The sequence below is a fragment of the Micromonospora echinofusca genome, assembly GCF_017614955.1.
GTDB lineage: Bacteria > Actinomycetota > Actinomycetes > Mycobacteriales > Micromonosporaceae > Micromonospora > Micromonospora echinofusca_A.
Map to the genome: position 1 here is coordinate 1 of NZ_WVUH01000190.1, position 14,112 is coordinate 14,112.

12 protein-coding genes are annotated in these 14,112 nt (G+C 72.8%); 4 read left to right on the plus strand and 8 right to left on the minus strand.

The genetic code is table 11. The annotated features are described in order from the left end of the window. Nucleotides 1–460, plus strand: a 460-nt coding sequence (locus GSF22_RS20495) for an MFS transporter (RefSeq protein WP_368856907.1), incomplete at its 5' end; no start/stop codon positions are given. 71 nt (nt 461–531) lie between these two features. Continuing rightward, on the plus strand, nt 532–927 hold the full coding sequence (locus GSF22_RS20500; protein WP_208815351.1) for a globin: 396 nt from the start codon (nt 532–534) through the stop codon (nt 925–927). Nucleotides 928–998: 71 nt separating this feature from the next. On the opposite strand, the gene GSF22_RS20505 is transcribed toward GSF22_RS20500, so the two are convergent. The 4 genes from GSF22_RS20505 to ettA form a co-directional block, all read right to left on the minus strand. Continuing rightward, nucleotides 999–1,592, minus strand: coding sequence for a YbjN domain-containing protein (locus GSF22_RS20505; protein WP_208815343.1), 594 nt, complete (start codon nt 1,590–1,592; stop codon nt 999–1,001). Nucleotides 1,593–1,723: 131 nt separating this feature from the next. Then, nucleotides 1,724–2,476, minus strand: a complete 753-nt coding sequence (locus GSF22_RS20510; RefSeq protein WP_208815352.1) for a hypothetical protein — start codon at nt 2,474–2,476, stop codon at nt 1,724–1,726. A 41-nt stretch (nt 2,477–2,517) separates the two neighbouring features. Next, entirely contained in the window at nt 2,518–2,970 is a 453-nt protein-coding gene (locus GSF22_RS20515; RefSeq protein ID WP_208815344.1) for an acyl-CoA thioesterase, read from the minus strand. 13 nt (nt 2,971–2,983) lie between these two features. Next, complete coding sequence (gene ettA, locus GSF22_RS20520; protein WP_208815345.1) at nt 2,984–4,660, minus strand: energy-dependent translational throttle protein EttA; 1,677 nt, start codon at nt 4,658–4,660, stop codon at nt 2,984–2,986. 430 nt (nt 4,661–5,090) lie between these two features. Here ettA and GSF22_RS20525 point away from each other — a divergent pair, with 430 nt between their 5' ends. Both GSF22_RS20525 and otsB read left to right on the plus strand, forming a co-directional pair. Continuing rightward, nucleotides 5,091–6,509, plus strand: coding sequence for an alpha,alpha-trehalose-phosphate synthase (UDP-forming) (locus tag GSF22_RS20525; RefSeq protein WP_208815346.1), 1,419 nt, complete (start codon nt 5,091–5,093; stop codon nt 6,507–6,509). After that, nucleotides 6,506–9,106 carry a trehalose-phosphatase gene (gene otsB, locus GSF22_RS20530; protein WP_208815347.1) on the plus strand — a complete coding sequence of 867 codons (2,601 nt, stop codon included), beginning with the start codon at nt 6,506–6,508 and terminating at the stop codon, nt 9,104–9,106. The genes GSF22_RS20525 and otsB overlap by 4 nt, the downstream gene beginning before the upstream one ends. A 73-nt stretch (nt 9,107–9,179) precedes the next feature. On the opposite strand, the gene GSF22_RS20535 is transcribed toward otsB, so the two are convergent. The 4 genes from GSF22_RS20535 to cobC all read right to left on the minus strand — a co-directional run. Further along, nucleotides 9,180–10,727, minus strand: coding sequence for a glycoside hydrolase family 10 protein (locus GSF22_RS20535; RefSeq protein ID WP_208815348.1), 1,548 nt, complete (start codon nt 10,725–10,727; stop codon nt 9,180–9,182). A gap of 192 nt (nt 10,728–10,919) precedes the next feature. Beyond that, entirely contained in the window at nt 10,920–12,182 is a 1,263-nt protein-coding gene (cobA, locus tag GSF22_RS20540) for a uroporphyrinogen-III C-methyltransferase (protein ID WP_208815349.1), read from the minus strand. Next, the gene (cobT, locus tag GSF22_RS20545) at nt 12,179–13,243 is read right to left on the minus strand and encodes a nicotinate-nucleotide--dimethylbenzimidazole phosphoribosyltransferase (RefSeq protein ID WP_208815353.1); all 1,065 of its coding nucleotides are present in this window, start codon (nt 13,241–13,243) and stop codon (nt 12,179–12,181) included. Before cobT ends, cobA begins: the two co-directional genes overlap by 4 nt. A gap of 2 nt (nt 13,244–13,245) precedes the next feature. Beyond that, nucleotides 13,246–14,112, minus strand: an 867-nt coding sequence (gene cobC / locus GSF22_RS20550) for an Rv2231c family pyridoxal phosphate-dependent protein CobC (protein WP_208815350.1), incomplete at its 5' end; no start/stop codon positions are given.

The window sequence follows — 14,112 nt, forward strand, 5'->3', positions numbered from 1 at the left end:
GACCCCCGCCCTGCTCGACCCGCCGCCCGTGGTGGTGGCCCTCCTCGCCGCCGTCTGCGGGTTCGCCGTCGCCGGCATGATGCCGGTGACCAACGGTCTCTTCGTCCGGGCCCTGCCGGACGGCTTCCGGGCCCGGGCCTTCGGCGTGATGGCCACCGGGGTCCAGGTGATCCAGGGTCTGGCCGTCCTGATGACCGGGCTGCTCGCCGAACGGTTCCCGATCCCGCTGGTGGTCGGCGGCTGGAGCATCGCCGGGGTGCTGCTCATGATGGTCACGGCGGCGCAGTGGCCGAGCCGGGAGCGGTTCGACGAGGCGATCGCCGCTGCGGCGGCCAGCCGGGACGAGCCGGCCGGCCACCGGGCGCCGGCCCCGGAGCCGACCGGCCCGGCGGGCCGGGGCGCCCCGACGACCACCGAGGCCCCGGGGAACGGGGCACGGCGGCCGCACACGGTGGGCTGAGCCGCACCGCACCGGCCTGGCAGGATGGAACGGTGGATCCCTCAGCTGAGCACGGCACGGCACGGCCGGAGATGACGTTCTACGAGGCGATCGGCGGCGAGCCGACCTTCCGTAGGCTGGTCGACGAGTTCTACGCGGGCGTCGCCACCGATCCGCTGCTGCGCCCGATGTACCCGGAGGCCGACCTGGAGCCGGCCGCCGACCGGCTGGCGCTGTTCCTGATGCAGTACTGGGGCGGCCCGGGGACCTACTCCGCCCAACGGGGCCATCCCCGGCTCCGGATGCGGCACGCGCCGTTCCGGGTGGACGCCGTCGCCCGCGACGCGTGGCTGCTGCACATGCGTCGGGCCGTCGACAGTCTGGACCTGCCACCGCAGTACGCCACGGCGCTCTGGGAGTACCTGGAGCGCGCCGCGTACTTCATGGTCAACACGATGGACGAGGAGCCGGGCTCCAACCCCCACTGAGGACGGCAGGCCGCTGATCCGGGTACCGCGCGGGTACCCGGATCAGCGGCGTGGCAGGTGTGGGACGGCGCTCAGAGGAGCGCCCCCTCGTCGTGCAGCCAGTCGACGAACGTCGTCGCGACGGCGGCACCGCAGTCGAGCATCTCGACCAGCAGGGCGTCGTGCGCCCCGGCACCCAGGGGCACCTGCAACTCGGCGTAGATGGGCAGTTGACCCCGTTCGGTGGGGTCACCGACGTACGCCTTGCAGAACCGCCTGGTGTGGTTCCACTCGTTGACCACCCGGTAGGCCCGGTCGGCCCAGTCCGGTGGCACGGTCGCGTGTGGACGGGCCCGCATCACCAGGATCTCGTCCTCCGGACCCTCCAGGGTGAACAGCACGGCGTGCCGCTCCCACATGGCCAGCAGGCTGCCGTCGCCGTCCGCGAGGTACCGCACGTCGAGCAGGTCGAGTGCGTCGCCGACCCGGCGCAGGGTCACCGGCGCGACCGTCGCCGGCATGTCCTTCATGTCCTTGATGGCGCACCGGTCGATCGGTGCGCAGTCGTCCTCGGGCTCCCGAGGCGCGGGCGGTCCGACCCGGACGGTGCCCTCCTCAGAGATTCTGCTTCGCGTATCCGGCTCGCTGCCACCGACGTGACCAGGGCGCCATGACCACCACGGCATCTCTCGCGCACCTCACTCCCCAGCGGATCCGGTCGCCTACAGTGCGTTGGATCCGAGGGACGACGGTACCCGGACAGTCCACTTGAAGCATCCCCCCAACGGCAGCACCGAACCAGACGGGCCATGAGGGATCATACTTTCGGTGGATCTCCAGCCGGACGAACCACCAACTGCTTCGCATTGAGCCACCAGACAGCTCCATAGGGTGCATAAAGGCCGGTCCACCGACCGCTCCGGCACACCCGTACCAGGCCCGCGTCGTCCACCGGCCGCGCCCCGGCCGGCCGACCCGGTGCCGTCGACGGCCCGAGGAAACCCATCCGGGCGACCGCCTGCACCAGTCGCTGCGGGATCTCCACCCGTTCCGGGTCCGGCCCGTCGACGGTCACCACGACCGCGACGTGGTCCAGCAGGGCATCCCGGAGCATCCGCTGGCCCACCGCCCGGCCACCGACCCCGTGCGTGGCGGCAGCGCGGAGGGTACCGGCTGCGGCGGCGGCCAGCCGGTGCACCTCGGGGACCGGGATGCTCTCCACCGTCCGGACGGCCGGCGGCGGTAGCGGCGAGCGCCACTGCAGGTCCCGCCGCTCGGGCAGCACCCCGCCGGACCGTTCCAGCTCGGCGAGCAGCCCGGCGGCGGAGACGGTGGCGTCCCCGGGGCCGGTGCCGGCGACCGTCCGGACCGCCAGCGTGTCCCAGGGCAGTCGGGCCCAGAGGGCGGTCCGCCCGGCGCCGGTGGACCGGAGCCGGACCACCGCCGCCGGGTCGAGCCGGGTCAACCGGGCCAGGAAGGCACCGGCGTCGGCCACCCCGGTGAGACCGTGGCCCGTCGCGCCGACCGGCACCGGGGCACTCCCGGCGGTACCGGCCGGCGCGGACCGGATCGCCGTCGGCTCGGCACCCGCCGGCCCGGCGCCGGCCACGGTCACACCCCGGTCCCGGCGGTGTCGTGCGCGTACGGCAGCAGGAAGGCCCGTTCCGCCTCGGTCAGCCGCCGGGGTCGCTGACGTTCCAGATCGAACGGGACCAGCACCGAACGGGCGGTACTGGCCAGCACCTCGCCGTCGTACAGCTCGTAGGCGACGGTGAAGCTGGAGACCCGGATCTCCTCGATCCACATCTCGATCCGGACCGTCGGTGCCGCCTCGGCGGTGGCCCGGCCGAGCGCGTAGTCGACCGGGCGCAGGTAGTCGATCTCGTGCCGGCGGATGACCACCCCGTCGGCGAACGAGCCGACCCCCCAGGCCCGGCCGCCGGAGAACATCAGCGCGACCCGGGCCTCCTCGTAGAGGGTCAGGAAGCGGGCGTTGTTGATGTGCCCGTACGCGTCCAGGTCGGACCAGCGCAGGGTGCAGTGGTAGACGAACCGGTCAGACAAGGGTCGCCACCGCTCAGTCCCGGGTGAGCTTGCGGTAGGTCACCCGGTGCGGCCGGGCCGCCTCCGCGCCGAGCCGGTCGATCTTGTTCTTCTCGTACGCCTCGAAGTTGCCCTCGAACCAGAACCACTTCGCCGGGTCCTGGTCGTCGCCCTCCCAGGCCAGGATGTGCGTGGCGACCCGGTCCAGGAACATCCGGTCGTGCGAGATGACCACGGCGCAGCCGGGGAACTCCAGCAGCGCGTTCTCCAGGCTGGAGAGGGTCTCCACGTCCAGGTCGTTGGTCGGCTCGTCGAGCAGGATGACGTTTCCGCCGATCTTCAGGGTGAGCGCCAGGTTGAGCCGGTTCCGCTCGCCGCCGGAGAGCACCTTGGTCGGCTTCTGCTGGTCCGGCCCCTTGAACCCGAAGGCCGCGATGTAGGCCCGGGACGGCATCTCGACCCTGCCCACCATCAGGTGGTCGAGCCCGTCGGAGACGACCTCCCAGACGGTCTTGTCGCCGGCCAGGCCCTGCCGGTTCTGGTCGACGTACGACAGCGAGACGGTGTCACCGACCTTCACCGAGCCGGCGGTCGGCTGCTCCAGCCCGACGATGGTCTTGAACAGGGTGGTCTTGCCGACGCCGTTCGGGCCGATGATGCCGACGATGCCGTTGCGGGGCAGCGAGAAGCTGAGGTTGTCGATCAGGATCCGGTCGCCGAAGCCCTTGGTCAGGTTGTGCGCCTCGATCACCGTGTTGCCCAACCGGGGGCCCGGCGGGATCTGGATCTCCTCGAAGTCCAGCTTGCGGGTCTTCTCCGCCTCGCTGGCCATCTCCTCGTACCGGTCGAGGCGGGCCTTGGACTTGGTCTGCCGGGCCTTGGCGTTGGAGCGGACCCATTCGAGTTCCTCGGTGAGCCGCTTCTTCATCTTGGCGTCGCGCCGGCCCTCGACGGCCAGTCGGGCGGCCTTCTTCTCCAGGTAGGTGGAGTAGTTGCCCTCGTACCCGACGGCCCGGCCCCGGTCCAGCTCCAGGATCCAGCCGGCCACGTTGTCCAGGAAGTACCGGTCGTGGGTGATCGCCAGGACGGTGCCCGCGTACTTGGCCAGGTGCTGCTCCAGCCACTGCACGCTCTCCGCGTCCAGGTGGTTGGTGGGCTCGTCGAGCAGCAGCAGGTCGGGCGCCTCCAGCAGCAGCTTGCACAGCGCGACCCGGCGACGCTCACCACCGGAGAGCTGGGTGACGTCGGCGTCCGGCGGCGGGCAGCGCAGCGCGTCCATGGCCAGTTCGAGCTTGGAGTCGATGTCCCAGGCGTCGGCGTGGTCCAGCTCCTCCTGGAGCCGGCCCATCTCCTCCATCAGCTCGTCGGAGTAGTCGGTGGCCATCTGCTCGGCGATCGAGTTGAACCGCTCCAGCTTGGCCTTGGTCTCGGCCACCGCCTCCTCGATGTTGCCGAGCACGGTCTTGCTGTCGTTGAGCGGCGGCTCCTGCGCCAGCAGGCCGACGGTGAAGCCGGGCATCAGCCGGGCCTCGCCGTTGCTGGGCCGGTCCAGCCCTGCCATGATCTTGAGCAGGCTGGACTTACCCGCGCCGTTCGGACCGACCACACCGATCTTGGCTCCGGGCAGGAAGCTCAGCGTCACGTTGTCCAGCACGACCTTGTCGCCGTGCGCCTTGCGCGCCTTTTCCAGGACGTAGATGTACTGGGCCACGGTGCGGCCTACCTCCGTATGTCTGCGTGGGTCGCCGGGACCGCCCGGGCGGGTGTCCGTCCCCGGTCGGCGGCGAGAGTGGTACCACGAATGCCGTCGTCAATCCTGACAGGTGGCGACCGGTGCGCCCACATCACCCCGGGCGTGGCTACCGGTGCGCCCACCTCACCCCGGCGGTGGCGACCAGCGGGTGGGACGACCCGGACCCGTGGGCGGGACGGCACCGCCCCGGGGCGCAGGGGCCCGACCGGCGGCCGGACCGGACATTTACCACCCGGCGGGACGTTCGCCCACCCGCTGTCGGCAGGATCACGAGGGGTTTTAGCGTTCTGTCGGACAGGGCAGATAAACAGGGCACGGGGGCGCAGACACCGCAGCTACGCTCAGTACGCTCGTGCGGTGAACCCGTAATCACCGGAGGTGTGCGATCGTGACGGTCCGAAGCTCGTTTGTCGTCGTAGCGAATCGCCTGCCGGTCGACGAGGTGAACACCCCGGAGGGGCGGCAGTGGCGACGCAGCCCCGGCGGCCTGGTGACCGCCCTGCACCCGGTGCTCGCCGAGCACCGGGGGACCTGGGTGGGCTGGGCCGGCGGCACGGGTGCGGCACCGGACCCGTTCGACCTGGAGGGCATCCGGCTGCACCCGGTGCCGCTGAGCGCCGACGAGCTGGAGCGCTACTACGAGGGGCAGTCGAACGCCACGATCTGGCCGCTGTACCACGACGCCGTGGAGACCCCGGTCTACAAGCGCCGCTGGCGCGAGGCGTACCGGCTGGTGAACGCCCGCTTCGCGGAGGCCGCGGCGGACGTCGCGGCCGAGGGGGCGACCGTCTGGGTGCAGGACTACCAGCTCCAGCTGGTCCCGGCGATGCTCCGGGAGCTGCGGCCGGACCTGCGGATCGGCTTCTTCCTGCACATCCCGTTCCCGCCGATCGAGCTGTTCATGCAGATGCCGCTGCGGGCCGAGGTGCTGCGCGGCCTGCTCGGCGCCGACCTGGTCGGCTTCCAGCAGCGGCTGGCCGCGCAGAACTTCGTCCGGCTGGCCCGGCACCTGCTCGGCCTGCGGTACGAGGGGCAGATGATCCAGGTCGACGGGCGCCGGGTGAAGGCCGGCGCCTTCCCGATCTCCATCGACGTGCGGGAGATGGAGCGGATGGCCGCCGACCCGGCGGTGCAGGCCCGCGCCAAGCAGATCCGGGCGGAGCTGGGTGACCCGAAGACGATCATCCTGGGCGTGGACCGGCTCGACTACACCAAGGGCATCGAGTTGCGGCTCAAGGCGTTCCGCGAGCTACTTTCTGACAAAAAGTTGACAGTTCCCGAGGCGGTCATGGTGCAGGTGGCCACGCCGAGCCGGGAGCGGGTCGAGCACTACCAGGCACTTCGGGTCAAGGTCGAGCGCGAAGTCGGTCGGATCAATGGGGAATTCGGCAAGGTCGGCGTGCCGGCCGTGCATTACCTCCATCAGTCGTACAGTCGCAGTGAGCTGGCGGCGTTGTACTGTGCCGCGGACGTGATGATGGTGACCCCGCTGCGAGACGGAATGAATTTGGTGGCCAAGGAGTACGTTGCATCGCGCGCCGACAGTGGCGGCGCGCTCGTGCTCAGCGAGTTTGCCGGCGCTGCGACCGAGCTGCGCCAGGCATTCCTGTGTAACCCGCACGACCCGGAGGGTGTCAAGGACGCACTGTTGCGTGCCGTACATGTGGAACAGCCGGAGGCACGCCGTCGTATGCGGTTGATGCAACGTCACCTGCGGAGCCACGACGTCGGCCACTGGGCCAAGTCCTTCCTCACCGAACTGGGCGTGCCGGACACCGACACCGAACCCGGACCGGAGGCGGTGTGAACACCCCGGCCACCGACGCGCCCACCGGCACCGGTCTCCTCGACCCCGAGCTGAAGTCCGCGCTCGGCCGGATCGCCCGGGTGCCGCAGCTCCTCATCGCCTGCGACTACGACGGCACGCTCGCCCCGATCGTCGAGGACCCGAGCAAGGCCGTGCCGCTGCCCGAGTCGGTCGCCGCCGTACGCGCCCTGGCCGCCCTGCCGCAGACCACCGTCGCGGTCGTTTCCGGGCGCGCGCTGCGCGACCTGGCCGCGCTCTCCCGGCTGCCCAGCGAGGTGCACCTGGTCGGCAGCCACGGCTCCGAGTTCGACATCGGTTTCGTCGAGCGGCTCTCCCCCGAGCTGGTCGCGGTCCGTACCCGGCTGCGCGACGCGCTGCGCCAGATCGCCGCCGACCATCCCGGGGTACGTCTGGAACGCAAGCCGGCCAGCGTCGCGGTGCACACCCGGGGCCTGCCCCCGGAGGTGGCCGCGTCCGCCGTGGAGGCGGTCCGGTCCGGGCCGGCCCGCTGGGAGGACGTCACCGTCACCCAGGGCAAGGAGGTCATCGAGCTGTCGGTGGTCGCCACCCACAAGGGCACCGCGGTCGACCAGCTCCGCACCCAGCTCTCCGCGAGCGCGGTGCTCTTCATCGGCGACGACGTCACCGACGAGAACGCCTTCGGCAACCTGCACGGGCCGGACGTGGGCATCAAGATCGGCCCCGGCGACACCCGGGCGGACTACCGGGTGGCCGAGCCGATCGAGGCGGCCCGCGCCCTCGGGCTGCTGCTGGAGACCCGCCGGCACTGGCTCTTCGGCGAGCGGGCCGTCCCGATCGAGCGGCACTCGATGCTGGCCAACGGCCGGACGGTCGCCCTGCTCACCCCCGAAGCCAAGGTCACCTGGCTCTGCCACCCCAAGCCGGACTCGGCGGCGATCTTCGCCGACCTGGTCGGCGGCAGCCCGGCCGGGCACTTCAGCGTGCTGCCGGAACGCGGCGGCATCCCGCTCGGCCAGCGCTACCGGCCGGGCACCATGACCGTGGAGACCCGCTGGTCCGGGCTCACCGTCACCGACTGGCTGGACCGCCCGTCCAGCGACAACGTGCCCACCGGGTCGAGCGTCGTCTCCGGTGACTCCACGCTCGTCCGGGTACTCAGCGGCAGCGGCCGGGTCCGCCTGGAGTTCGCCCCCCGGCCCGAGTTCGGTCAGGTCGCCGTCCAGCTCCAGCCGCTCGGCGACGGGCTGCTGGTGCTCGGCTCCAACGAGCCGGTCGCGCTCTACTCCCCCGGGGTGGAGTGGCAGGTCACCAACGACGGCGGGTACGAGACCGCCAAGGCGGTCGTGGACCTCGCCGCCGCCGGAGGCACGATCACCTGCGAGCTGCGCTTCGGCACGCACAGCCTGGAACACCACCGGGTACCGGTGCACGAGCGGCAGGCCACCGCCGAGCAGCCCTGGAAGGACTGGGTGGCCAGCCTGCGGCTGCCGAACACCGAACGGGACCTGGTCGCCCGCAGCGCGCTGACCCTGCGCGGGCTCTGCCACGAGGCCACCGGCTCGATCCTGGCCGCCGCCACCACCTCGCTCCCCGAGGAGCTGGGCGGGGTCCGCAACTGGGACTACCGGTACTGCTGGCTGCGGGACGCGGCGATGACCGCCCGGGTGCTGGTCGACCTCGGTTCGATCACCGAGGCCGAGGCGCTGCTGCGCTGGGTGGACGGTTGTGTCGAACGCACCGGCGGGCACCCTGAGCGGCTGCACCCGCTCTACACCGTCGACGGGTACGAGCTGGGTGCCGAGGCGGTCATCGACACCCTGCCCGGGTACGCCGGTTCCCGGCCGGTCCGGGTCGGCAACCTGGCCAACCACCAGCTCCAGCTCGACGTGTTCGGCCCGATCGCCGACCTGCTCGCCGCCGTGGCCGACCTGCGCGGCTCGGTACGCGAGACCGAGTGGCGGGTGCTGGAGTCGATGGTCGAGGCGGTCCGCCGCCGCTGGCACGAGCCCGACCACGGGCTCTGGGAGGCCCGGCTGCCTCCCCGGCACCACGTCTTCTCGAAGGTCATGTGCTGGATGACCGTGGACCGGGCGCTGCACGTGGTACGCCGGCACGGCAACGAGGACCGCCCGGAGTGGGTGGAACTGCGCGACCGGATCGGTGCCAACGTGCTGGAGCACGGCTGGCACGAGGGCGCCCGCGCGTACAGCGTGGCCTACGGGGACGAGGAGATGGACGCCTCGTCGCTGTGGATCGGCCTGTCCGGGCTGCTGCCCAACGACGACCCGCGCTTCCTCTCCACGGTCCTCAAGATCGAGGCGGATCTGCGCAGCGGTCCGGTCGTCTACCGGTACCACTGGGACGACGGGCTGCCCGGCCGCGAGGGCGGTTTCCACATCTGCACGGCGTGGCTGATCGAGGCGTACCTGCGCACCGGTCGGCGGGCCGACGCCGAGGAGCTGTTCCGGCAGATGATCGACACCGCCGGCCCGACCGGTCTGCTCCCCGAGCAGTACGACCCGCTGGCCGAGCGCGGGCTGGGCAACCACCCGCAGGCGTACAGCCACCTGGGTCTGATCCGCTGCGCGCTGCTGCTGGACAACATGGTCAAGTAGTCGTACGACGACCGGGGCGCCCCGGGTGACCCTGTCGGGTCACCCGGGGCGTTCCGTCTTCTCGCTACCGGGGTCAGTGCGGCGCGTTGACGCCGGTCGGAGTGCTCTCGTGGTGCAGCCGGGACACCGCCGTGACCAGGTAGGTCACCTCGCCGACCGGCGGCGGGGCCGGATCGGTGAACCGCTGGGTGCCGGTGCCGACCGCCCGGGGTACCGCGATCAGGTTCCGCCCGGCCTCGATGCCGCAGCCGGCACCGTCCGCCCGGTACACGGCGAAGTAGGTGGCGGCGGTGCCGCCCGTGCCGGCCGTCCAGCTCAGTTCGATCCCGGTCGCGGTCCGTCGGGCGGTCAGCCCGGTCGGGGCGTACGGGGCGGTGCCGCCGAGCCGGGCGTTGACCGGGACCAGCGCCGGGTTCCGGTAGAAGTCGGTCCGCAGCCGGTCCGCGAAGCCCAGCGGGTTGGCCAGCAGCTCCTTGACCGAGTAGTGGATGTCCCCGGAGACCCGGTGGTCCCGGTTCAGCACCAGGTGCCGGGGCATCTCCTCCGGGTCCCCCCAGGTGGGGATCCGGTACGTGGCCTGGCCGACGTAGAGCTGCACGTCGGTGCCGGCGACCACGTCCGACCACCAGGGCACCAGCACCTCGTACGGGGCGGCGGTGAAGCCGATCGGCCAGTAGAGCTGCGGTGCCAGGTAGTCGACCCAGCCCTGCTTCACCCACCGGCGACTGTCCGCGTAGATCGCGTCGTAGGACTGGAGGCCGGAGGTGGCCGAGCCGAGCGGGTCGGTCGAGGCGTTGCGCCAGATGCCGAACGGCGAGATGCCGAACCGGACGTGCGGCTTGACCTGCCGGATCCGGGCCGCCACCTCCTGCACCATGGTGTCGACGTTGGCCCGGCGCCAGTCGGCCAGCGAGCGTCCGGCACCGTGGGCGGCGTACTCGGCGGCGTCGTCGAAGACCTGACCGCTGACCGGGTACGGGTAGAAGTAGTCGTCGAAGTGCACGCCGTCCAGGTCGTACCGGCTGACCGCGTCCATGATCGCGTCGACGGTGTGCCGCCGGGCCGCCGGTACCCCGGGGTTGTAGAAGAGCTTGCCGTCGTACCGCTCGACCCAGGTCGGGTTGGTCCGGGCCGGATGCCCGGCGGCGAGCTTCGTGACGTCCGGCTGGGTGCTCACCCGGTACGGGTTGAACCAGCCGTGCAGTTCCAGGTTGCGGGCGTGCGCCTCGGTGACCGCGAAGGCGAGCGGGTCATAGCCCGGATTCCCGCCCTGGGTGCCGGTCAGGTACTGCGACCAGGGCTCGTACGGCGACGGCCAGAAGGCGTCTGCGGCCGGGCGGATCTGGAGGAAGACCGCGTTGAGCCGGAGCGCCTTCGCCTGGTCGAGCAGGCTGCGCAGCTCGGCCTGCTGGGCGGCGGCGGTCAATCCGGTCCTGGACGGCCAGTTGATGTTGCTGACCGAGGCGATCCAGGTGCCCCGGAGCTGCCGCTTGGGCAGCTCACCGACCGGGCACCCATCGGCGGCGACCGTAGTCGTGTCCCCGACGGCAGGCGATGCCGCACTGCCGACCGTGGGGGCTGCGAGCCCCAGGCCGGCGAGCAGGGCCAGCGCCAGTGTCACCCCTGTCCGAACCCGGCCGGGTCGCATCCCACCGCGCATCGCCGCACCTCCGCCGTCACCGCCGCCCGCCCACGGGCGTACCACCCCGATCGGCGACCGGTGTCACCACGGAATGGCGACAAGCTTCGCGCAGGTTCATCGCCATGTAAAGATGTTTCGATGTATTGCGGTCGCGGCGGTCGCCGGGGCGGGTCAGTCGGCGAGGGCGTGCACCACGTCGCCGACCACCACCACGGCCGGCGGACGCAGTCCGGCCGCCCCGGCCTCCTCGGCCACCCGGCCGAGCGTGGACCGCAGCACCCGCTGGCTGCCGGTCGTACCCTCCTGCACGACGGCCGCCGGGGTGTCCGCCGGCCGACCGTGCGCGACCAGCGTGCCCACGATGGCGGCCAGGTTCTTCAGGCCCATCAGCACCACCAGCGTGCCGCGCAGACCGGCCAGGGCCGCCCAGTTGACCAGCGACGCCGGGTGGTCCGGGGCCAGGTGTCCGGAGACCACGGTGAACTCGTGTGCCACCCCCCGGTGGGTGACCGGGATACCGGCCACCGCCGGAGCCGCGATCGAACTGGTCACCCCGGGCACCACGGTCACCGGGATGCCGGCCGCCGCGCAGGCCAACAGCTCCTCACCGCCCCGGCCGAAGACGTACGGGTCACCGCCCTTGAGCCGGACCACGAAGGCACCGGCCCGGGCCCGGTCGACCAGGATCCGGTTGATCTCCTCCTGGGCCCGGGACGGGCCGTAGGGGATCTTGGAGGCATCGACCAGCTCGACGTCGGGCCGCAGCTCGTCCAGGAGCAGCCCCGGTACCAGCCGGTCGGCGACCACCACGTCCGCCTCGGTGAGCAGCCGCCAGCCCTTCACCGTGATCAGCTCGGGGTCGCCCGGGCCCGCCCCGACCAGCGCCACCCGGCCGACCGGGGTGTTAACCGGGGGCCCTTCCTCTACCGGATGCGTTAAGAAGGGGCCCTTCCTTTCCTCGAAGAGGGCCCGGATGGCGTCGCGGGCGGCGACCGCGCGGCGGGGGTCGCCGCCACCGAGCACGGCGACGGTGACCGGGCCGTGCCGGGTCACCGCCGGGGTCCAGGCGGTGGCCGCCCGCCGGTCGTCGGCGCGGACGCAGAAGATCCGGCGTTCCTGGGCGGCGGCGCTGACCGCTGCGGCGGCGAGCGGATCGTCGACGGCCACCTGGACCAGCCACGCCCCGTCCAGGTCGTCCGGGGTGAACCGGCGCGGTACCCAGTGCAGCCGGCCGGCGTCGACGTGCGCCTGGAGGGCCGGGGTGAGTTCCGGGGAGACCAGCAGCACGTCGGCGCCCGCGTCGAGCAGGGCGGGTACCCGCCGGGTGGCCACCGCTCCCCCGCCGACCACCAGGACCCGACGGCCGGCGAGCCGCAGGCCGAGCGGGTAGAGGTTCGGTGCGGCCCGCTGCGGGGATTCGGGGTGTCCGGTCACTTCTGGGCCACTCCCGCCGAGTCGAAGGTCGCCACCTCGTGCAGTACCCGGACCGCGCCGGTGACCACGGGCAGGGCGAGCAGGGCGCCGGTGCCCTCGCCGAGCCGCAGGCCGAGGTCGATCAGCGCGTCCAGGCCGAGGTGCCGCAGGGCGAGCGCGGCGCCCGGCTCGGCCGAGCGGTGCCCGGCGATCATGGCGTGTACCGCGTCCGGGGCGAGGGCCGCCGCGGCGAGCGCGGCCGACCCGGCGATCACCCCGTCGAGCAGTACCGGCCGGCGGTGCGCGGCGGCGCCGAGGATGAACCCGGCCAGCGCGGCGTGTTCCAGGCCCCCGACGGCGGCGAGTACCCCGACCGGGTCGGTCGGGTCGGGGGCGTGCCGGCGCAGGGCCGCCGCCACCACGGCCACCTTGTGCGCGTACGTCGGGTCGTCGACGCCGGTACCCCGGCCGGTGGCCGCCGCCGCGTCGGCCCCGGTGAACGCGGCGATCAGGGCCGCCGCCGGGGTGGTGTTGCCGATGCCCATGTCCCCGGTGAGCAGGATCCCGGCGCCCCCGGCCACCAGGTCGTCGGCGATCCGGATACCGACCTCGATGGCGGCGCGGGCCTCGTCCCGGGTCATCGCGGGGCCGGTGGCCAGGTCGGCGGTGCCGGCCCGGACGGCGGCCCGGACCAGTCGGGAGGTACCGGTGGCGGGCAGGTCGGGCAGCGGGGTGGCCACGCCGACGTCGATCACGGTGACGGCGGCGCCGGCCTGCCGGGCGAACGCGTTGACCACCGCACCGCCGGTCAGGAAGTTGGCGATCATCTGGGCGGTGACCTCCTGCGGCCAGGGGGTCACCCGCTGGGCGTGCACGCCGTGGTCCCCGGCGAAGACGGCGACGGCGGCCGGCGTGGGCAGCGGCGGCGGGCAGGTCCCGGCGAGCCCGGCGAGGCGTACCGACAGCTCCTCCAGGGCGCCGAGGGAACCGGCCGGCTTGGTCAGCCGGGTGTGCCGCTCACGGGCCGCGACCATCGCCGGGGTGTCCAGCGGTCCGATCGCCGCGATCGTGGTTTCCAGCAGCATCACGCCTCCATGGTCTCTGCCAGCACGCTGACGAAATTGTCGGTGGTGGCCGGGTCACGTACGGCCACCCGGATCCAGTCCGGTCCGAGTCCTGGGAAGGTGTCACCGCGCCGGACCGCCCAGCCCCGCTCGCGCAGGGCGAGCCGTACCCGGTCCGCGCCGGGGATCTCCAGCAGCACGAACGCGCTGGCCGGTGGGGCGGCGACGCGTACCCGGGGCAGGTCGGCCAGCCGGTGGACCAGGTGGGCGCGGTCGGCGGCGAGCCGGCGGGCGATCTCGCGTTCGGTGGCGACCGCCGTGCGGGTGGCGCAGGCGGTCGCGGCGACGAGCGCCGGGGTGGAGACGGCCCAGAGCGGCTGGGCGGCGGCCAGCCGGTCGAGCAGCCCGGCCGGGCCGAGCAGGTACCCGATCCGCAGCCCGGCGAGGCCCCAGGTCTTGGTGAGGCTGCGGACCACCACGAGTCCGGGCAGGTCCCGCCGGTGGGCGAGGGTTTCCGGCTCGGCGGTCCCGGCGGCGTCGACCGTGGTGTCGGCGAACGCCTCGTCGACGACGAGGACCCGGCCGGGGCGGGCCAGCGCGGCGACGGTCTCCGCCGGGTGCAGCACCGAGGTGGGGTTGGTGGGGTTGCCGACGACGACCAGGTCGGCGTCGGCGGGTACCCGGTCCGGGTGCAGCCGGAAGCCGTCGCGCGGGTCGAGCAGGACCCGCTCCACCCGGTGCCCGGCGGCGTGCAGGGCGGCCTCCGGTTCGGTGAACTGCGGGTGCACCACGACGGGGCGGCGGACGCCGGACAGGGCCCGGGCGAGCAGCACGAATCCTTCGGCGGCTCCGGCGGTGAGCAGTACCTCGGCCGGGCCCTGTCCGGC

Coding starts and splice junctions, on each gene's coding strand:
- GSF22_RS20505 (WP_208815343.1), bottom strand. CDS start 1,592: ATGCCGTGGTGGTCATGGCGCCCTGGTCACGTCGGTGGCAGCGAGCCG.
- GSF22_RS20500 (WP_208815351.1), top strand. CDS start 532: ATGACGTTCTACGAGGCGATCGGCGGCGAGCCGACCTTCCGTAGGCTG.